14 protein-coding genes are annotated in these 19,072 nt (G+C 69.1%); 9 read left to right on the plus strand and 5 right to left on the minus strand.

The genetic code is table 11. From position 1 onward, the window contains the following. The 3 genes from OHA05_RS30575 to OHA05_RS30585 form a co-directional block, all read right to left on the minus strand. The gene (locus tag OHA05_RS30575) at positions 1-2,313 is read right to left on the minus strand and encodes an NHLP family bacteriocin export ABC transporter peptidase/permease/ATPase subunit (RefSeq protein WP_313943037.1); all 2,313 of its coding nucleotides are present in this window, start codon (positions 2,311-2,313) and stop codon (positions 1-3) included. Beyond that, the gene (locus OHA05_RS30580) at positions 2,310-3,116 is read right to left on the minus strand and encodes an HlyD family efflux transporter periplasmic adaptor subunit (protein WP_313943036.1); all 807 of its coding nucleotides are present in this window, start codon (positions 3,114-3,116) and stop codon (positions 2,310-2,312) included. The genes OHA05_RS30575 and OHA05_RS30580 overlap by 4 nt, the downstream gene beginning before the upstream one ends. Positions 3,117-3,387: 271 nt before the next feature. After that, a complete protein-coding gene (locus OHA05_RS30585) occupies positions 3,388-3,621 on the minus strand; it encodes a type A2 lantipeptide (RefSeq protein WP_313943035.1) in 234 nt (77 codons plus the stop codon). Between the two features lie 677 nt (positions 3,622-4,298). Between OHA05_RS30585 and OHA05_RS30590 the strand changes: the two genes are divergently transcribed. The 7 genes from OHA05_RS30590 to OHA05_RS30620 all read left to right on the plus strand — a co-directional run bounded on the left by OHA05_RS30590 (position 4,299) and on the right by OHA05_RS30620 (position 14,301). Further along, positions 4,299-6,221: an endoglycosylceramidase gene (locus OHA05_RS30590; RefSeq protein WP_328862291.1), complete on the plus strand. Its 1,923-nt coding sequence runs from the start codon at positions 4,299-4,301 to the stop codon at positions 6,219-6,221. A gap of 154 nt (positions 6,222-6,375) precedes the next feature. Further along, the gene (locus OHA05_RS30595; RefSeq protein ID WP_328862292.1) at positions 6,376-11,070 is read left to right on the plus strand and encodes a DUF6531 domain-containing protein; all 4,695 of its coding nucleotides are present in this window, start codon (positions 6,376-6,378) and stop codon (positions 11,068-11,070) included. Between the two features lie 36 nt (positions 11,071-11,106). Continuing rightward, positions 11,107-11,583, plus strand: coding sequence for a hypothetical protein (locus tag OHA05_RS30600; RefSeq protein WP_328862293.1), 477 nt, complete (start codon positions 11,107-11,109; stop codon positions 11,581-11,583). A gap of 133 nt (positions 11,584-11,716) precedes the next feature. Continuing rightward, positions 11,717-12,052, plus strand: a complete 336-nt coding sequence (locus tag OHA05_RS30605) for a hypothetical protein (protein ID WP_328862294.1) — start codon at positions 11,717-11,719, stop codon at positions 12,050-12,052. Between the two features lie 95 nt (positions 12,053-12,147). Then, positions 12,148-12,591, plus strand: coding sequence for a hypothetical protein (locus OHA05_RS30610; RefSeq protein WP_313943030.1), 444 nt, complete (start codon positions 12,148-12,150; stop codon positions 12,589-12,591). Between the two features lie 91 nt (positions 12,592-12,682). Continuing rightward, on the plus strand, positions 12,683-13,168 hold the full coding sequence (locus tag OHA05_RS30615) for a hypothetical protein (protein WP_313943029.1): 486 nt from the start codon (positions 12,683-12,685) through the stop codon (positions 13,166-13,168). Positions 13,169-13,614: 446 nt separating this feature from the next. Then, positions 13,615-14,301: an Lsr2 family DNA-binding protein gene (locus OHA05_RS30620; protein WP_328862295.1), complete on the plus strand. Its 687-nt coding sequence runs from the start codon at positions 13,615-13,617 to the stop codon at positions 14,299-14,301. 10 nt (positions 14,302-14,311) lie between these two features. On the opposite strand, the gene OHA05_RS30625 is transcribed toward OHA05_RS30620, so the two are convergent. Continuing rightward, the gene (locus tag OHA05_RS30625; RefSeq protein WP_328862296.1) at positions 14,312-15,130 is read right to left on the minus strand and encodes an N-formylglutamate amidohydrolase; all 819 of its coding nucleotides are present in this window, start codon (positions 15,128-15,130) and stop codon (positions 14,312-14,314) included. Between the two features lie 156 nt (positions 15,131-15,286). On the opposite strand from OHA05_RS30625, the gene OHA05_RS30630 reads away from it, so the two are divergent. After that, a complete protein-coding gene (locus tag OHA05_RS30630) occupies positions 15,287-16,612 on the plus strand; it encodes a hypothetical protein (protein WP_313943026.1) in 1,326 nt (441 codons plus the stop codon). Positions 16,613-16,702: 90 nt separating this feature from the next. Further along, a complete protein-coding gene (locus OHA05_RS30635; RefSeq protein WP_328862297.1) occupies positions 16,703-17,704 on the plus strand; it encodes a hypothetical protein in 1,002 nt (333 codons plus the stop codon). A 123-nt stretch (positions 17,705-17,827) separates the two neighbouring features. Here the strand turns inward: OHA05_RS30635 and OHA05_RS30640 are convergent, their stop codons facing one another. Continuing rightward, the gene (locus OHA05_RS30640; RefSeq protein ID WP_328862298.1) at positions 17,828-19,072 is read right to left on the minus strand and encodes a cation:proton antiporter; all 1,245 of its coding nucleotides are present in this window, start codon (positions 19,070-19,072) and stop codon (positions 17,828-17,830) included.

A 19,072-nucleotide genomic window follows, 5' to 3' on the forward strand; every position in this document is an offset into this window, starting at 1 on the left:
TCAGTGCTCCCTGACCAGGTCGGCGTAGGCACCGCCGGCTGCCACCAGATGCTCGTGACGGCCGCGTTCGACCACCGTGCCGTGGTCGAGGACGACGATCTCGTCGCTGTCCCGCACGGTGCTCAGCCGATGGGCGATGACGACGCACGCACAGCCGCGGCGCCGCAGGTTGTCGATGATGAGCTGCTCCGTCTGCGCGTCGAGGGCGCTCGTCACCTCGTCGAGGACCAGGACGCTGGGCCGGCGCACCAGCGCGCGGGCGATCTCCAGCCGCTGGCGCTGCCCGCCGGAGAAGTTGCGGCCGTCCTGCTCGACGCGGCTGTGGATGCCGTCGGGGCGGCGGGCGATCACATCGTCGTAGAGGGCTGCGTCCCGCAGGGCCGCGACGACGGCGTCGTCCGGGATCGAGGGGTCCCACAGGGCCACGTTGTCGCGGACGGTGCCCTCGAAGAGGAAGACGTCCTGGTCGACGAAGGAGACCGAGGCCGCCAGCGCGCTGCGGGGAATGTCCTCGAGACGCCGGCCGTCGATCCGGATCGTGCCCTCCCACGGGCTGTAGAGCCCGGCGATGAGGCGCGAGACGGTGGACTTGCCGCTGCCGGATCCGCCGACGAGCGCGACCTGCTGTCCGGGCCCGACGGTCAGCGAGAAATCGGTGAGCAGGGGCTTGTCCAGCGGGCTGTAGCCGAAGGTGATGCCGTCCAGCGTCACATGGCCCGTGAGCCTGCGGGTGCTGGGGTCCGGCTCGTCGCGCGAGTAGAGCTCGTCGACCGGGAAGTTCTCGACGTCCTTCAGGCGGGCCACATCCGCGGCGAAGTCCTGGATACGGCCGGCCACACCGTTCAGCCGGGTGATCGGCGCGGTGAAGCGGGTCACGAGCGCCTGGAACGCGACGAGGAGACCGACCGAGATCGCTCCCTCCACCGCCCGCATACCGCCGATCCACAGGATCAGCGCGCTGTTGAAGGTCGCGAGGGTCGGTGCGACGATCGCGAGGACCGCGCTCGGCACACCGAGGCGCTGCTGCTCCTCCAGCGTGGTCGCGTGCTGCCCGGCCCAGCGGCGGAAGAAGCCGTTCTCGCCGCCGGTCGCCTTCATGGTCTCGATGAGCTGAAGGCCCGTGTACGAGGTGTTCGTCAGCTTCGCGCTGTCGGCCCGCAGCTTCTGTGTATGGGTGGCCCGCAGCCGGATCACGATCCGCATCGCCACCACGTTCAGCAGCGCGATCAGCACGCCGATGACGGTGAGTTGGGGGTCGTAGGTCCACAGCAGGAAGGCGTAGAGGATCACGACGACGCCGTCCACGCCCGCCGCGGCGAGATCGCGCGCCAGGGTCTCGGCCACCGCGTCGTTGGACTGGAGCCGCTGCACCAGATCGGCCGGGCTGCGCTGGGCGAAGAACGTGACCGGCAGCCGCAGCAGATGGCGGAAGAACCGCGCGCTGCCGAGGGTCGAGGAGATGACACGGCCGCGCAGCAGATTCGCCTGCTGGAGCCAGGTGAGGACGGCGGTGAGCACCACCAGCGCGGCCATCGAGGCGAACAGCGGCCCCAGTAGCGAGGTCTGCTCGCCGATCAGGAACATGTCGATGTAGGTGCGGCTCAGCGCGGGCAGCGCGGCGCCCACGGCGACCAGCAGCAGACTCGCGAACAGAGCGGCCAGCAGGGTGCCCTTGGTGCCGCGCAGCCGGGCGGGCATCGCGCCCGCGACGCCAGGCTTGCGGCCGCCGCGGCGGAAGGCGGCGGTCGGCTCGAAGACCAGGACGACACCGGTGAAGCTGGTGTCGAAGTCCTCCATCGTCACGAAGCGGCGGCCCTTGTCGGGGTCGTTGATGTGCACCCCGCGCCGGCCGAAGCGGCGCCCCATGCCGTCGTAGACGACGTAGTGGTTGAACTCCCAGAACAGGATGGCCGGCGCCTGGACCTCGGCGAGCGCCGCGGGCTCCATCTGCATGCCCTTGGCCTGAAGGCCGTAACTCCGGGCGGCCTTGAGGACGTTGCTGGCGCGCGATCCGTCGCGGGAGACACCGCAGGCGATCCGCAGCTCCTCCAGCGGCACATGCCGTCCGTAGTGGGCGAGCACCATGGCGAGCGACGCGGCGCCGCACTCCAGGGCCTCCATCTGGAGGATGGTGGGGGTGCGGACGGTGCTGCGCCTGCGCGGCTTCGGGGGACGGCTGCGCTGCGCGCGCCGTCGGCCGCCGCCGGTCTCCTGCCGCTGGCGGCGGCGGCCCGGAGGAGGCAACTGCTGCTGCGGTGCCTGCCGTTGTGACCCCCGCCGCTGTGACGCTGCGGTGTTGCCTGTCGCGGTCATGGAAGCAGCCAATCGATCGGGTGCTGCTCGCTGAGACGGATGGCAGCGCTCGTGAGGGTCATCGACTCGATCTCGAAGGGCGGGCCGTCCGAGGAGGACCAGGTGTAGCCGGATCTGGTCGTCTTCGAGGCGTCGAGGCGCACCAGGACCGCCACCGGCTGGCCGCTCTGCGAGAACTGCTCACCGAGCTGGCTGCTGCCGAGGAAGCCGCTGATCCGCTGACGGGTCTGCGCGGTCCTGCCCACGGCCTTCACCGTGCCGCGGAGCACGCCGTACTGCTGGGTCGGCACGGACTGCACGGTGAGATCCACCGAGGCGCCGACGGGCACGGTCGATCCCCGCTCCGCCGGTACGTAGACCATCGCCATCAGGGGGTCGTTCGCCCCCTTCGCACGCTCCACGGCGGCCACGTCGGCTCCGGTCGTGACCACGGAGCCGATGGTGGCGGCGAGCGTCGTCAGCCGTCCGGCGGCGATGCTGCGGACGACGACGGCTCCCTGCTGGGTACGCACCTTCACCAGGGGGGAGTTGGCGGCCACCCGCTCACCCTCCTCGGCGAGGACCTCGGTGATCTGACCGGAGACGGGGCTCTGGAGGATGTAGCTGCCCTGGCCGTAGGTGAGGACGCCGGGGGCCTTCACGGTGGAGGTGATGGATCCGGTCACGGCCCAGAACGCTGCGGCGATCATGACGAGAACGGTCACGGACAGCACGAGCAGACCCTGCGGCCGGGCGAACCGTACCGGCAGGTCGAGTTCCTCGGGCGAACGCAGTTTGGAGAGGGCCTGTTGGCGGAATTGCACGACGCTTTCCCTCTACTGCGGGGATCCCCGGCGCTGCGGGAATCGGTGACGGGCGCGGAACACCCGTGGACGTACGGGTCCGTGGGGTACACGGGTACAGCGGGAAGGACACGGGGGCGGACCGGGACGGGCCCCACACGGACGACGGCCGTGCTGTCCGGAACCTGGTGGGCTCGGACAGCACGGCCATGGCGCGTCGGCTCAAGAGGGGAACAGCCGACGGGCCGTCATCGACCGGTGGGTGTGCCGCTCGGGGCGGCACACGGTCCAGTCAGAGACCGGCGACGAGGCCCGTCACGCCGGCGGTGTTCAGGCCGGTGAGGCCCTCGACCGTGCCGGTCACGGAGCCGACGGTGCCGGCGGCGGCGGCGAGGGTGCCGGAGACGGGAACGACCGAGTCGACGGTGCCCGTGACGGCGCCGACGGCCTGGTTCACGAGGCCACCGGCCACGTTGTCGAGGTCGGCGTCCGAGATTTCCTGGGTCTCGACCTGGAAGTTGTTCATGATGGGGGTTCCCTTCGCATGGATATATCGAAATTGCCGCGACCGAGCCATCGTCAGGTGAGTCCTGTCGCAGCGGCGGTGGTCGTACGAGTCAGGCGAGCCCGTATTCGGAAACCCCTTCGTACGACTCCCGCGGTGCGAAGGATCAAAGCACGGGGCTGCGTTGCTCAGCCAATCGGACAAGCGCCGATCCGCTGTCTCCAAGGCCGCTGGATTACCTGACGTGTACGCGCGTCCATGAGTTGGCGGCAGCTTCTTCACGTGTCTCCACGCATTGATCGCCGCACGTCAGCGCGACCAGGCCGACGGAACGGGACATTCCGCCTCGACGTGTACGGTGCGCGGACCCGCAGGGGAACGGCTGTCGGAAACGTTGTGACGCCGAGGTATTCAGTGTGCAGATTCGCTGAAGAGTGCCGTGTGTTTCGGCGGCATGTCGCCGGATGTCACGCGATGCAGTCGAGAGGCTATTCCGTGCTACCGCCGACCCTGGGTGCGCGGCACATAAAGGCATAACGGAGTTCCGTCGGGCGAGATACGGAATGGTCGAATTACTGCCGATTCTTCAGTGCTCCAGGATGCTCAACGCCCCCTTTCGGGACGAGGTGGTGCAAGGTGCGACAGCGGCATCCGCCGGAACCATTGACAAGCTGACGGTCCGTCAGGATGTTGTGGGCATGGCGAAGATGCGCGGGCGTCTGATCGGTCTCCTCATCGTCCTGACGGCCTCGTTGACGGTGGGAGAGCCGTCCGTTGCCGCTCCGGTGCCCGAACCCCAGCCGGGTACACCGCCGTTCGGTGAACGGGCCGCGGCCGTGCGCGCCGCCCCCGGCGGGCTCTGGTTCGACGAGCAGGCCGCTTCCTCGTTCACCGTCGGGAACGGGCGCTTCACCGACGGACTCGGCCGCGAGGTCGTCCTGCGCGGCTACAACGTCTCGGGCGAGACCAAGCTCGCCGAGAACAAGGGGCTGCCCTTCGCCTCCGTCGCCGACGCGGAGAAGTCGGCGGCCGCGCTGCGCAACCTCGGCGGCGGCAACACGGCGCGCTTCCTGCTCTCCTGGGCGTACGCCGAGCCCGTGCGCGGGCAGGTCGACGTCACCTACCTCGCCGCCGTCACCGCGCAGATACGGGCCTTCCTCGCGGCAGGCGTCCGCGTCTACCCCGACTTCCACCAGGACCTCTTCTCCCGCCACCTCTTCCACGAGGGCAGTTGGTACACCGGCGACGGCGCCCCGCGGTGGGTCGTCGAGGCAGGCGGCTACCCCCGGGAGTCCTGCGGGATCTGCCTCTTCTGGGGGCAGAACATCACCCAGAACGAGGCCGTGAAGCGCGCCACGTACGACTTCTGGCACAACCGGGGCGGAGTTCAGGACGCCTTCCTCGCCACCGCGCGGACCACGATGGCGTACCTCGCCGAGCACCTCACCCCGGCGGAGTTCGCCGGCATCGCCGGCTTCGACCCCTACAACGAACCGCACGCCGGGACCTACGACGCCGGCCAGAGCAGCCCGGCCTGGGAACGGGACGTCCTCTGGCCGTTCTACGAGAAGTTCCGTGCCCGCATGGACGAGGCGGGCTGGCGCCACAAGCCCGCGTTCGTGGAGCCGAACCTCTTCTGGAACGCCAACCTCGCCTTCCAGAAGCAGGAGGGCGGCCTGCTGGACGCCGGGACGCTCGGCCCGCGCTACGTCTTCAACACCCACTTCTACGACCAGAAGGCCATCTCCGGCATCTTCATGTGGGGCAAGGCGGCCGACGGCCAGTACAGCGGCGACTTCGGCACGGTCCGCGACCGCGCGGCGGCCGCGGGAACGGCGGGCATCGTCAGCGAGTTCGGCCACCCGCTCACGGGCTCGGTCTCCGACAAGGCCCCGACGATCGGCAAGGCGATGTACCAGGCCCTGGACTCCCGCCTGCCCGGCGCCACATGGTGGTCACGCCCCCAGGACTCGGGCCCGGTTCTCTCGGGCACCCAATGGCAGTGGGACATCTACCACGGCCGCCACCACGAACTCATGAACGGCAACCCGGACAAGGTCCTGACCGCGGCGGACGCGTGGAACGACGAAGACCTCTCGGCCGTCCGCCTGGACGACTCCGGCACCCCGGTCCTGCGCCAGGACGCCCGGCTCCTGGACCGGCTGTACCCGAGCGCCGTGGCAGGCCGCACGGTGGCCTTCACCTACGAGGACCGGGCGCGCGACGGCTCGACGACGCTGACATGGAACCCGGTCCCGGCCTCGCTGCCGAAGGTCCGCGAACTGGTGGGGGCGGGCCAGTACGGTCTCCTGCTCTGGCGCTCGACGGGCGTCACCGCGCCGACAGAACTGCACCTGCCGGCCTCGTTCCCGAGTGCGACGACGACGGTGGTCTCGGACGTGGGTTCGGTACACGGCTTGCCGGCGTATGCGGCGGGGGTACCGGTGGCAGTGGCGCCGGAGGTGGGCGGAACGGGAAGCAGGCGGCTACTGCTGACACCGGCGCCCGAGGGGCTGCACTACGCACTGGTGACGAACGGGGCGGAGGCGTCGGCGCCGTCGGGGGAGCTGCTGCGGGCGGCGAAGGCGGAACTGGCGGGGTGGGCGGCGGGGCGGGGCTGAATCCTCTCCCCTTTTCCCGGCCGCAGTGACCGCTGACGGTCTCTCACCATGTCCTCACAGGTCGTCTGGAACCTTGTAGAGCCCATCAGTTGTCTCATGCGAGAGTAGATGATCTTAAAGTCGTACTGGTTGTTGTGACGGGGGTAGGTGCGTCGTGGGTTACACGATTCCTGAGGGCGTCGACACGATGCTCGACGTGGTCGGCGTGGGCTGGCCCAACGTCGACGAGGACGCGTACCGCGATATGGCGGACGCGCTGCGGGAGTTCGCGGACGACGCGGACGAGGACGGCCATGCCGCGCACCAGCACGTCCAGCGCCTGCTTTCCAGCGGTCAGAGCGAATCACTGACGGCGCTGGACAAGCACTGGAAGAAGGTGTCGGGCAAGCACAAGGACCTGGCGAAGGCGGCCCGCATCATCGCCGGCGCGCTGGACCGGGTGGCCGACATCATCGTGGCCCGGAAGATCGCCGCGGTCGGCGAACTCGCCGACCTGTGCGCCACGGTGGGCATCACCCTGGCGTTCGCTCCGGTGACCGCCGGTCTGTCGACGCTCATCGCGGGAGCGAAGATCGCGGCCACCCGGATCGCGTTCAAGCGGATCCTGAAGGAGATGGCGGAGGCAGCGGTCTCGGAGATCGTCGCGACGCTGACCCAGCCCGCGGTCGCCGCGATCGAGAACGTGGTGGCGGACCTGGCCATCCAGACCGCGATGAACATCGCCGGGGTGCAGGACGGGTACGACAAGGACCAGACGGTGAAGGCCGGGAAGGAGGGCCTTCAGCTCAACTCCGCCTCTGGCCCCGGCGGTCCGGGACCCGGTGGCGGGCCGGTGATCGACCACGACGCGCACGGCAATGTGGGGATGCACCTGGCCGGCGTGCAGGTGTCGATGAACAACAAGGCCGGGAGCAAGCTCGGCAAGGCCAAGGGCCACCACGGCCGCGCCAAAGGCAAGGACTCCCTGACCGCGGTCCTGGACACGACCATCGAAGGCGTCACGGAGAAGCTCGGCAAGGCGCTGAAGGACCTGGGCGAACACGTCGGCACGACCTTGCCGAAGGCGATCGGCAAGAGCTCGAAGACGCACAAGGAAACCGACCAGGACATCCACGACAGGGTGCGCGGGATCAAGGGCGGGGACCGCAAGGGCGAGGGTGGGGTGGAGGGGCGGCGGGGTGCTTCGGGGCCTGCGCGACCCCGTCCCAAGTCGATGCGAGAGCTGGTGGAACGGGCCCGCGAGGTCGCGATGGCACTCCTCAGCAGGCGGTGCAAGACCGACCCGGTGGATGTGGCGACCGGCGAAATGGTTCTCACCCAGACGGATCTCGCCCTGCCGGGCGTCCTGTCCCTGGTACTGAGGCGCACCCACATATCCAGCTATCGCTTCGGCACCTGGTTCGGCCCCAGCTGGGCCTCCACGCTCGACGAACGCCTGGAGATGACCGGCGCGGGCGCTGCCTGGGCACGGGAGGACGGCTCCGTCCTGGTCTATCCGGCGCTTCCGTCCGAGGACGGCGAGGTGGAGGTGTTGCCGCTGGAGGGTGAGCGGATGCCTCTCGTTTTCGAGGAGCGAGGGGTCCTCGGCGATGTCACGTACGCGGTCACGGATCCGCGTTCGGGTATCACCCGGCGGTTCACGGGCAACCCGTACGGCTCGGGTCTGTACTGGCTGGGTGAAGTCGAGGACCGCAACGGCAATGCCGTACTGATCGGCCGCGGCGAGGACGGCCTGCCCGTCACTGTCGTCCACGAGGGCGGGTACCGCGTGCGCGTCACCACCGACCCCGGCCTGGGCCGGGTCACCGCTTTGGACGTGCAGACTCCTGAAGGGCCGGTGCGGGTCGCGTCCTTCGGCTACGACCCGGAGCGGAACCTGGAGGCCGTCTCGGGCGCATCCGGCGTGCCGTTGCGTTTCACCTACGACGACGAGCGCCGCGTCACGTCGTGGACCGACCGCAATGATCACACCTACTCCTATGTGTACGACACCGCGGGGCGGGTGGTGGAGACGATCGGCCCCGACGGGGCCCTCTCCTCGCACTTCTCCTACGACTCCGAGTCCCGCGTCACCCGGTTCACGGACTCCACCGGGGCGGTCACCGTCACCCGCCTGAACAGCCTCGGCCAGACCATCGCCGAGACCGACGCCCTCGGCCACACCGTGCTGTTCACCTGGGACCGCTACGACAATCTGCTCTCCCGCACCGACGAACTCGGGACCACGTCCCGGTTCACCTACGACGAACGCGGCAACCTGACCACGGTGCACTACCCGGACGGACGGGAGGCGTCGGCCACGTACGACGACCTGCACCTGCCGGTATCGATGACGGGTCCGGACGGCACTGTCTGGCAGCAGGCATTCGACGAGTCCGGCAACCGAACCACGATCATTGCCCCCGACGGAAACTCGACCGCGTTCACATACGACGGGGCCGGCGCCCTCGCCACGGTGACCTTCCCCAACGGCACCGTGGAGCGGCGCACCAACGACCCGGCGGGTCTGACGCTATCGGTCACCGATCCGCAGGGCGCAACCTACGCGGTCAGGCGCGATGCCTTCGGGCAGCCCTGTGAGTCGATCGATCCAGCCGGGTCGGTCACCCGCCTGGAGTGGACGCATGAGGGCTGGCTGTCGCGATGCACGGCACCGGACGGCACGAGCGAGTCGTGGACGTGGGACGAGGAGGGCAACTGCCTCTCGTACACCAATCCCATGGGCGGCGTTGTCGGGTTCGAGTACACGTGGTTCGACCTGCTCGCCGCCCGGACGGGCGCCGACGGGGCACGCTACGAGTTCACCTACGACACCGAGCTACGGGTCACCGGCGTCCTCAACCCGCAGGGCAGGACGTGGAGTTACCGTTACGGACCGACCGGTCTCCCCACATCGGAATCCGATTTCGACGGGCGTACCACTACGTACGACCACGATGCCGCAGGACGCCTCATCGCCCGTACGAGCCCTCTCGGCCGGCGCATCGCCATGTCGTACGACGCCGTCGGCAACGTGGTGGCGAAGGACGCCGCCGGAATCGTCACCCGCTACTCCTACGATGTCGCGGACCGACTGACCCGGGCCGAGTCACCGACATCCACGCTCGCCGTGGAGCGCGACGCGACGGGGCGGCTGCTGGCAGAGACCGTCGACGGGCGCGCCATGTTCTTCGGCTACGACGCACACGGCGAACTGGTGTCGCGCACCACCCCCACGGGGGCGGTGACCTCGTACTCGTACGACGCCGGCGGCAACCGGGTGCGCGTCGAAGGGTCCGGGCACGTCCTCGACTACAGGCGCGATGAACTGGGCCGCGAGCTGCAGCGCTCGTTCGGGCCCTCCGACGCACCGGTAACGCTCGCGTCGGGCTGGGACGCGATCGGTCGCCTGACGTCGCAGACGGTTTCCACAGCGCGGCGCACAGTCTGCTCGCGGGCATTCGCCTATCGCGCCGACGGCTTTCTCACCTCAGCGACCGACCAACTGAGCGGCCTGACGACGCGGTTCGAGCTTGACCCGGTGGGCCGCCCGCTCGGCGTCACTGCCGGCGACTGGTCGGAGAGTTACACGTACGACGCCACCGGAAACCAGACCGGCGCTCAATGGCCCGACAAGGCCCGCCACACGGAGGGCCGCGGCGAACGGACCTACGACGGGACGCGCCTCCTCGGAGCGGGCGGTGTGCGCTACGAGTACGACGTCGCCGGACGGATCGTGCTGCGCCAGAAACGGCGCCTGTCCCGCAAGCCCGATACCTGGCGCTACGCGTGGGATGCCGAGGACCGCCTGGAGTCCTGCACCACCCCCGACGGCACGGTCTGGCGATACACCTACGACCCGCTCGGGCGCCGCACGGCCAAGCACCGCATGGCACCCGACGGAGCTACGGTCGCAGCCACCGTTCACTTCGCCTGGGACGACACGCGGTTGGCCGAGCAGACGGACACCTCGACCGGGGTGACGCTGACCTGGGACCACGAGGGGTACCGCCCCGTCTCCCAGCTGGAACGCCGTACAGTCGCGGACTCCTCGCAGGACGAGGTCGACAGCCGCTACTTCGCCATCGTCACCGACCTCGTCGGCACGCCCACCGAACTCGTCGACGAGCAGGGCCGGATCGCCTGGCACAAGCGCTCCACGGTCTGGGGCCTCACAGCCTGGGCCCGCGAAGCGGACGCTTACACTCCGCTGCGCTTCCCCGGTCAGTACGACGACCCGGAAACCGGTCTCCACTACAACCTCCAGCGGCACTACGACCCGGAGACGGCGCGCTATGTGTCGGCGGACCCGTTGGGCTTGGCGCCGGCGCCCAATCCGGCGACCTACGTGACCAATCCGTACACGTGGATGGACCCTGAGGGGCTGATCTCCAAGGGCTGTACGGTCAACGGTGGTTGGTACGGCGGTCTGATGCCCGCGAATCTGAAGGACAAGACGACGGGCAAGCCCCTGTACGGCGTCAGGATGGAGGTCAATCACATTCCACCCAAGGCGGCCTGGAAAGACGTCACCAACCCTGGCTTCTATCGAGCGGGGAAACCGCACGACGAGCAGGAGGTTCGCCGGGGACCGGCCATCCGCATGGAGCGGGACGATCACCTGGACCTCTACAGCACCGGATACAGCGTCCAGACGCAGGCATGGCATCTGAGGCAGCGAGAGCTGATCAGCCAGGGGCGTCTGACCGAGGCGATGAGGATGGATATCGTCGACATCAAGAGTAAGTTCCCTGGGAAGTACGATCAGCACATCGAGGAGATGGTCGCGAGTCTCAAACACAATAAGCCGCTCCAGGCCATGCTGGCCAAGCGCGGCTGGTCGATCGACGAAGCGGCCCTGTTGGCCTGAGACGGGTTGCGGCCGAGCATAGAAAGCAGAACAACGATGGACATTGAAATCGTGCCTCATGTCGGCGCCGGACCGTTCCGTCTCGGCATGTCCTTCGATGAGGCCATGCAAGTGGCGCACGAGCGGGGCACTGTGAAGCACGGTGCCGAAGGCGAAAGGCCGCCTGGCAAGTATGTGGTGAAGCAGCCCGACACCACCCTCAACTTTGTGCTCATCTTCGAAGCAGACGAGAAATTGGACGGCATCGAATTGTGGCGCTTTCTGAGTGAGGACGAGGACGTGCAAGTCACCCTCGACGGGTTCGATGTCTTCCGCACCCCGAAGAAGGAGCTGCGCCGCCGGATCGAGGGCCGCGGACACGTCATCGATTACAACGACCTCGGCTTCGACGGTATCCCGGACCTCAACGTCATCCTCGCCAACGCGAGCAGCCAGGAGTTCCCCACCGATCCGAGGACCGGTGCCCCGCTGTACTTCGACTACGCGTTGGTGGCCACGAGGATCGCCTTGTGAAGCCGTCGAGCGGATGGACGCCCGACCTGTTGCCGCTCGTAGGTGCGCGATGATTCCGGAGCTGTTGCCGAAGGCGGGGGTGTCCGAGGTTGCCGGCTTGCACCGAGTCGGCAACAGGGAATGAGCAGCACGTATGGATGTCGATATTCTGCCGCACATCGGTGCTGGCCCGTTCCGGCACGGCATGCCCTTCGACGAAGCCATGGAGAGCGCTCATAGGCTGGGCCGGATCAGTCATCGGCCAGGGGCCGAGCGGCCGCCGGGGATGTATGCGGTGAACCTCGATGACTCCGCGTTCCCATTCGTCCTGTCCTTCCCTCAGGACGGGACGCTGACTGCTGTTGAGCTCTGGCGCTTCCGCGTGGAGGACGCCGATATCAACGCCACCTTCGATGGACTGGACGTTTTCCGTACTCCCGGCGAGCAGCTGGTTTCGCAGATGGAGGAAAGCGGTCACTCCGTCGCCTGACGGATTCCCAGCGACGGCGAGCGGATCGGAACTGCGGCGTGGACATGGACCTGGTACTCGACCCTCCTCGTGGAGTGGCGCCCGTGCTCCTGGGGATGACACTGGATGAAGCGGTGTCCGCGGTGAGTGTCTGGGGCGAGGCCAAGGTGCTGCGCCGTAGCACCCGCAGGTCCGTGAAGGTCTTGGCAGTGTGCGAAGGCGTCAGCTATCAGGCGCTGCTGGAGGACGGGGAGCGCGTCACCGCGATCGAACTGTGGTGGCCGGGTGAAGGCAAGGAGACCAACACGCGCGTCCTGCTGGACGGCGACGACGTCTTCAGGACACCGGCCGAGGACATCCTCGAACGCGCGAGGGCGGCGGGCCTGCGTGTCGACGATTCCCAGCCGGATTCTCCGGTCGTCCCCGGCGTCTCGCTGGGATTCACACGGCAGACGTCGCAGGAAGTTCCCCGTGACTCCCACGGCCTTCCGCTGTATTTCACGTCCGTCCTTGTCGGGAACGAGGACTATTACAACTACCGCTACGAGAGCGGCTCTTGACGGCACTCAGGGTGAACGTCAGTCGCCCACAACCTTCTCGGTGGGGGGCAAGCAGTGTGGCCCCGGGGGTGGACAACGTGAGGAGGGGACGATGATTCTGGAGCTGCTGCCGGAGGTGGGAGTTGCCACGCTCAGGCTCGGTATGTCGGCCGACGAGGCGGTTGGGGCCGCGCGCGAACTGGGCTTTGCCCCTTCCGACCCGGAATACGGCGGCGCGCCTGGGCAGGTGCTCTGCGAGCATGAGGAGTCCCAGACGGAGTTCAATCTCGGCTTCACCAAGGGCGCGCTGACAGACATCCACGTCTACCGGTTCCGAGTCGAGGACGCGGATGTGACGGTCGTCCTCGACGGGCTCGACGTCTTCCGGACTCCCAGTGAAGATCTGTTGGAGCGCCTTGAGGAGCGTGGCCACACGGTCGAGCAGAACGACGACGGCGTGGACACCCTTCCCGCCCTCAAAGTCATTCTGTCGAACGAGAGCAGCTTCGAATACCCGATGGACGAGGAGGGGGACCCGGTCTACTTCGACTACGCCCTCGTCACCTCGGTGGACTTCTTTGGGCCGCGCGGGGACTGACCCCTGCGGCCGTCCGGGGCGGGCACGGTCGCGGCCAACAGTGGAACAGGGACCGACGGTGCCTTGTACCGCGCCGGGCTGTGCTGCCGGGTGACGACCTATCGCGGGCGATCCGGCTGAAGCCAGCGCTGCTGGGGGACGGGCAGCAGGTCACGGCGACAGACCTGTGGTGGTCGGGCGAGGGCAAGGAGACCGGCACGCGCGTGCCGCTGGACTGCGAGGACGTCTTCCGAACGTCCGCGGGGGACATCCTCGAATGTTCACGGGCGCGAGCGCGGCCGGAATCCCCGGTCATTCCCGGAGCCTCGCTGGGCTTCACCGGCGGACGTCACACTGGAACGTACCGTGGCGCGCGGTCGGGGCTGCGCGCTGCCTGGGCCTCGGTGGGCTTCGGGGGTCCGCGCGGAGGCTGACGAACTGCAACAGCGGCACTGGCGGGGGTTTCTGTGACCAGCTTCGACGACCTCGTCCGGCTCTGTCCGCCCCCGGCCGACCCGCCCCGGGTGGACTGGGACGCCGTCGAAGGCACCCTGGCCATTCGGCTGCCGGAGGACTACAAGCAGCTGGCCGCCGCCTTCGGTCCCGGCGCATTCTGCAACTTCATGCGCGTTCACCACCCGCACGGGGCGACCGACTGGGTCTGTCTCACCGGCTCGATGCCTGCCACTGTTCGTGCCCAGCTGGAGCAGGACCGCAATCGAGGCACCGACACCGGGCCCCATGACCCGGCGAACCTCTTCGCCATCGGGGTGACCGACAACGGCGAGTACTTGTTCTGGGTCAGCGAACCGGCCACGGAGCCTGATACCTGGTGCATTGCTGTCAACGAAGCCCGTGGCCCCGGCTGGTACACCTTCGACGGCACACTCACCGACTTCCTCGCGTCGGTGCTCAGCGGCACGACACGCGTGCCGTTGTTTCCGGATGATCTCCTCGCCCAGGGGCCGTCTTTCGCCCCCTCCGCAACAGCATCCGGCGACCCCGAGCCCTCAGCTCCCCGTGCTCCCCGAGCCCTTGACGGCAAGACGGTCCGAGCCTGGGCCCGCGCCAACGGCTACCAGGTACCGGACCGCGGACGCATCCCCGCCGAGATCCTCACCGCGTGGGAGCGGGCCAACAGCAGCGCGCCGTGATGGCCGGTTCTTACCCACGCGGGGGAGTCAGCGCGTTCACCAGCTCCGCCAGCGCCACCGCCAGCGGAGTCAGCCCCGGCCCCGTCGGCCCTCCCGGTTCCTTCATGTAGACGTCCCGCCGGATCTCGACCATCAGCGCGCTGACCCGGGCGTCCTTGGCGTAGTACTCCAGCGGTACGTACGTCCCGGTGAAGGGGCTGTTGATGCCGGTGCCGCCGAAGTCCCCGAACGCCTCCTGTGCGAGGGCGAGAAGTTCGGGCGGAGTGTGGAAGGCGTCCGTGCCCAGGCAGATGGGCGGCCGCGGGCCGTCGCCGTGGAGTTCGTACGGCAGGGGCTCGCTCGGGTACGAGTGGACATCGATGATCACGGCTCGCCCGGCCGTCTCCAGCCGGTCCGCAACGGCCGCGGTCATGGCCGCCGCGTACGGGTGGAAGTAGCGGTCGATCAGCGGCCGGCCGTCGAAGCCGTCGGGGCGGAGCGGCTCCCGGTGCGTGGTCCGCGTGTAGACCGCGCCCATGCCGACCGAGAGCATTTCCTCCCGCTCATCGGGGAAGCGTTCCGGGTCGATCACCAGCCTGGACAGCCGGTTGACGAACTGCCAGGGCGGGAGGGGGCAGAGTCCGGCGGCCGCGGTGGCCAGTTCGGCCGTATGGGAGTCGGTGATGTGGCCGAGTTCGGCCGCGAGGGAGTCGTCGTCCAGCAGGATCCCGTCACGCACGGACGCCGGAAGCGCCCGCGAGGAGTGCGGGACGTGAAGGATCACCGGCGACGCCTCGGCACCGGCCAGCAGATGGAAGGGCTCGCGCGCGTTCTCGGGGAGTGTGGTCATCGCCTTCTCGTGGGCCGGGGCCGGTGGCCGGTGTCGGACTCCACGACCGTAGCCGAGCGCAGCCCCGACGAAGGGTGGGCGGGCAGGTCGTGGCGACCGGAGCACCTGATAACTTCTGCGAATTGTGACCAGCGGCAAAGAGCACGAGGGGGGCGCGTGAGCGACGCGGGGGAGGACCGGGCAGGCACACGGCTGCCCGAGGGAGTGCCGCCGATGAGACCACGGTGGCTGCCGCGGATACCGGGCAGGCCTGATCAAGGGCCTTGGCGGCGCCGGTCCAACCAACTGCTGTACGTTCTCGCGCTGGCCGGGATGGGAGCGAGCCTCTGGGCGTTCTGGCTCACGCTGGAGGACATGGGCGAGAAGGCCGACAGCAAAGACCGGATCGCCGAAGCGTGCGCGGGACTTGTGGACGCCGATGCCGTGTTGTCGCTGCGAGGCGGGGTGGTCAGGACGCAAGCCGACAGCGGTGCGGACTCCGGGCTCCGTATCGACTCCCTGCCGAGCGCGTGCCGGATCTACGGGGTATCGGAGTCCGGACGATCGGACGGCCTCTTCTCACTCGTGGTCCGCGCGACGGCCGACGGTCGTCCCCTGCATGTCGTGGGCGACGAGAGCAGGCTGGAACCGTTCCAGAACCCGTTGGGCCGTGAGAGCGACGACGAGGATGTGACCCGCACGGCGGACCACGCGGAGCCCCACCCCCTGGGGGACGGCGCTCCGGGTGACTACCGCGACGACTCCGTGACGGTACGGGCGGTGTGCGCGTCGGGGAAGCCCGCAACTCTGTCGGTCACCGCCCGGGCCGACTACGAGGACGTGTCGGACCAGGACCGCCGGACGCTCGCCGAGGTCGCCCACGGGTCGGCGGTGAAGGCCGCCGCTCGGCTGAAGTGCGACGCGAAGGTGTCTGCTCTTCCGGCGGAGTTGCCCACGCCGGGACGGGAACTCGGCGACCCGACGTCCGCGAAGGCGTCCTGCGGTTGGTACCGGGGTTACCTGGGCCGTACGGACCGGGGGCGGCTGCCCGACCGCGTGCTGGAGGCACCGCTCGGTGCCAAGAGCTCCACGGAGTCGTGCCTGTTGGCGGTCAGCCCGACCGCCGTGGGCGAGATCGCCGACGATCTGAAGGGATCGGACAGGGAGTTCGCCGAACCGGCGCTCACCCACTCTCCGTGGTGGATGAGGGCATCGTCGTTCCTCGGCACCGAGGCCGAGTCGGTGGGGCACTCGCTCTTCACCGACACCACCTTCCTGAAGCCGGGCACGGCCGGGGGTGACGAGGGTGCCGGCGTCTGGTGGGCCTCCTCCGTCTGCGACGGGCGGCCTGCCCTGCACGCGCTCACCGTGAGCTACACGTACGACGGCGTCGTGAGCGGGCAGATGGCCGCGCTACTGCGTGCGTACGTGGATGACGTGACCGAGCGCAGGGGGTGCACGGACGTCGTGTTCCCGCCGGCTTCGGTATTCGCGCCGAAGTAATGGGTGGCCTGGCGTGCCGGTTCCGGACGAGGACGGGGGCGACGGCACGCTACGTATCAGCGGCACCTGCACCCGAGGTGGACACAGGACATGGACTGCACACGCTTCGCGGCTGAACTCATGGCCCAGGAAGAGTTTCCCGGATTCGCGCTTCACCCTCGCGACGCCTGGCTGGTGTGCGACGGAGCGTGCTGGCTGGTGGCCGAGCGGACGGGGGAGACCATCGTGGGGCGGGTCGACGAGGACTCCTCTCGTGTCCTCACTCGGCAGCGACGTTGGCCTTCGCCCCGGCCCGGACCAGGGCATGGATTCGCCTCCCCGCTCCCCGACGGCGGTCTCGCAGTCAGTGGCAGGGACGCCATCACCGTGTACGACGCGGACGGGTGGGTGCGCTGGACGTACAGCCACGACGCCTGGCCCGGCGAAGGGAACATCGGCTCCGGTGCGTGCGTCGCCGATGCATCGGGTCGCCTGCTGCTCGCCACGGTGTCGGGTCCGGCGGAGCCCGGCTCGTACCCGGGTGACCTGTGTATCGCCCTCGACCTGGCCGGTGGCCGGCGGGTGACGCAGACCGTGCTGCCGTCCGCCTCCTCGGGCTACACCTTTCAGCGGTCGCTGACCGATCCCTCGCAGGTGTTCCTCGACGCGGCGGGAGGCGACACGTTCCACTCCCTCGTCATCACGGTCGAGGACGACGCGCTCCGTGCGCAGCCGGTGGGTCTGGAGGACGAGCCGTTCGCCGGACTGAGCAGGGACGGTGCGTTTCTCAAGCTGGACGTGGGCGGGGAGTGGCTGAGCCGCTACGCCTCAGGGCAGGCCGATGTCAGCGTCGACGCGGAGGACGTGCTGCCCGAAGGCCTGCGTTTCGTCGGGTACCGTCCGGGCTTCCTGGACACGGACCGGGTGTTGGCCGCTGTCGGCAAGGAGCAGGACTCGCAGGACAATCGGCACCTTGTCCTCGACGGTCGCACCCTGCAGCCCGTGGCCGAGGTGGACTACCCGGGCACCAATTGCTTCGACCCCCTGGCGCTGGGCGACGGCACGTGGCTGACCGTGGAGGGTGACACCGTCCGGCGCTGGCGCACAGCCTGACCCGGGGTACGCGTACGGCACCGGGAGCCCGAGAGGTGCCTGCTGCCGAGTTGCCGCTGGGCTCGCACCGTCACCGGCCCTGGCCCGTCCGGGCACTCCTGACCGCGCAGCCACCGGCAGCCCTCAGCCACCTACCGGCCCGCTCGAACTCGCCGACGGCGTGATCTCCTCGTGCCCCGGTACTCCGCCCGGCCCCGTCGGCAGCCCCGGCTTCGGAGGCGTTCGCCGCAGCCGGGAGAGCAGCGGTTCCGTCCAGCGCGCCGCCAGGGGGCCGAGGATCACCATGATCAGGACGTACGCCGTCGCGATCGGGCCGATACGGGGTTCGGTCGCGACCGCGAGGCCCGCGATCACGATCGAGAACTCGCCGCGGGCCACCAGCGCGCCGCCCGCCCGGAGCCGGCCGCGGGGCGCGATGCCCGCGCGGCGGGCCGCGTACCAGCCCGTCAGGATCTTGGTGGCCGCCGTGACCACCGCGAGCAGCAGCGCGGGCAGCAGGACCGGCGGGATCTCGGACGGGACCGTGGAGAGGCCGAAGAAGACGAAGAACACGGCCGCGAACAGGTCCCGCAGCGGGGTGAGGAGTTTGCGCGCGCCCTCGGCGACCTCGCCGGAGAGGGCTATGCCCACCAGGAACGCGCCGACCGCCGCCGAGACCTGCAGTTCCTGGGCAACTCCCGCCACCAGCAGGGTCAGGCCGAGGACGACCAGCAGCAGCATCTCGGGGTTGTCGGACGAGACCGCGCGGCTGATCAGCCTGCCGTGGCGGAGCGCGAGATGGAGGACGACGCCGACCGTGCCCAGCGCGATCAGCAGGGTGATGCTGCCGCCCGCGAGTCCCGCGCCCGCCAGCAGGGCGGTCAGCAGCGGCAGGTAGACGGCCATCGACAGGTCCTCGATCACCAGGACGCCCAGGATCACCGGTGTCTCGCGGTTGCCGAGACGGCCGAGGTCGGTCAGCACCTTCGCGATGACGCCGGACGACGAGATCCAGGTGACACCGGCGAGGGCCACGGCCGCCACGGGTCCCCAGCCGAGGATCAGGGCCGCGGCCGCGCCCGGCACGGCGTTGAGGACGAAGTCGACCGCGCCCGACGGGTACTGCGTCTTGAGGCTGCCGACGAGTTCGGACGCGCTGTACTCCAGTCCGAGCAGGAGGAGCAGCAGGATGACGCCGATCTCCGCGCCGACGGCGATGAAGTCCTCGCTGGCGCTGAGCGGCAGGAGCCCGCCCTGCCCGAAGGCGAGTCCCGCCAGGAGGTACAGGGGGATGGGGGAGAGGCCGATGCGGCCGGCGAAGCGGCCTATCAGCCCCAGGCCGAGGATGATCGCGCCGAGTTCGATCAGCAGGGTCGTCGTCTCGTGCAC

It is taken from the genome of Streptomyces sp. NBC_00306 (assembly GCF_036169555.1).
Classification (GTDB): Bacteria; Actinomycetota; Actinomycetes; order Streptomycetales; family Streptomycetaceae; genus Streptomyces; species Streptomyces achmelvichensis.

Bases quoted from the DNA above. Each gene is read 5' to 3' on its own strand.
- OHA05_RS30575 (WP_313943037.1), bottom strand. From the start codon at position 2,313: ATGACCGCGACAGGCAACACCGCAGCGTCACAGCGGCGGGGGTCACAA.
- OHA05_RS30585 (WP_313943035.1), bottom strand. From the start codon at position 3,621: ATGAACAACTTCCAGGTCGAGACCCAGGAAATCTCGGACGCCGACCTC.
- OHA05_RS30590 (WP_328862291.1), top strand. From the start codon at position 4,299: ATGGCGAAGATGCGCGGGCGTCTGATCGGTCTCCTCATCGTCCTGACG.
- OHA05_RS30600 (WP_328862293.1), top strand. From the start codon at position 11,107: ATGGACATTGAAATCGTGCCTCATGTCGGCGCCGGACCGTTCCGTCTC.
- OHA05_RS30605 (WP_328862294.1), top strand. From the start codon at position 11,717: ATGGATGTCGATATTCTGCCGCACATCGGTGCTGGCCCGTTCCGGCAC.
- OHA05_RS30610 (WP_313943030.1), top strand. From the start codon at position 12,148: ATGACACTGGATGAAGCGGTGTCCGCGGTGAGTGTCTGGGGCGAGGCC.
- OHA05_RS30615 (WP_313943029.1), top strand. From the start codon at position 12,683: ATGATTCTGGAGCTGCTGCCGGAGGTGGGAGTTGCCACGCTCAGGCTC.
- OHA05_RS30625 (WP_328862296.1), bottom strand. From the start codon at position 15,130: ATGACCACACTCCCCGAGAACGCGCGCGAGCCCTTCCATCTGCTGGCC.
- OHA05_RS30635 (WP_328862297.1), top strand. From the start codon at position 16,703: ATGGACTGCACACGCTTCGCGGCTGAACTCATGGCCCAGGAAGAGTTT.